The 409-nt window shown below is 41.3% G+C and carries 1 protein-coding gene; it reads left to right on the forward strand.

Features of this window, described 5'->3' with window-relative positions:
* The first annotated feature begins 148 nt into the window (after window positions 1–148).
* Window positions 149–328: a TraY domain-containing protein gene (locus AB4623_RS04925; RefSeq protein WP_017097351.1), complete on the forward strand. Its 180-nt coding sequence runs from the start codon at window positions 149–151 to the stop codon at window positions 326–328.
* The last annotated feature ends 81 nt before the right edge of the window (window positions 329–409 follow it).

Here is a 409-nt window from a genome sequence, read left to right on the forward strand (position 1 = left end):
CGTATTATTTAGATTATGTTAAATTCAAGAAATGATAAGTAAGTCACAAACTCAACAAAATTAGACGCCAGTGAGCGATTACATGACTCATTGATGTTTCGGTCTAAACGAGAGCGTTTCGGTTTTTTCTATTTAGGAAGACTTTTGTATGAATTTTAAATCAGAATGTAGGGTTGAGAACAAGGAAGTCGGTATCGCTTTTAATCTCTCATCAAAGGCGAATAAAACGTTAACGCTCTCGGCGAAAAGAGCAGAGCGGGCCAAAAAGCGCGAAGGGAAACTTCGATTAGAAGATCACCTCAAACGTTTTCCTAATTGGTCGCTGTAACGAATGAGATTGCCGTCTGGGATTATTACCTCAGATGGCCTCGAAGGTGGGCTGCCTTCACGATTGCAAAAAGCGCCGCAG

The organism is Vibrio sp. 10N.222.52.C12 (assembly GCF_041474215.1).
GTDB classification, from domain to species: Bacteria; Pseudomonadota; Gammaproteobacteria; order Enterobacterales; family Vibrionaceae; genus Vibrio; species Vibrio crassostreae_C.

Bases quoted from the DNA above. Each gene is read 5' to 3' on its own strand.
- AB4623_RS04925 (WP_017097351.1), top strand. From the start codon at position 149: ATGAATTTTAAATCAGAATGTAGGGTTGAGAACAAGGAAGTCGGTATC.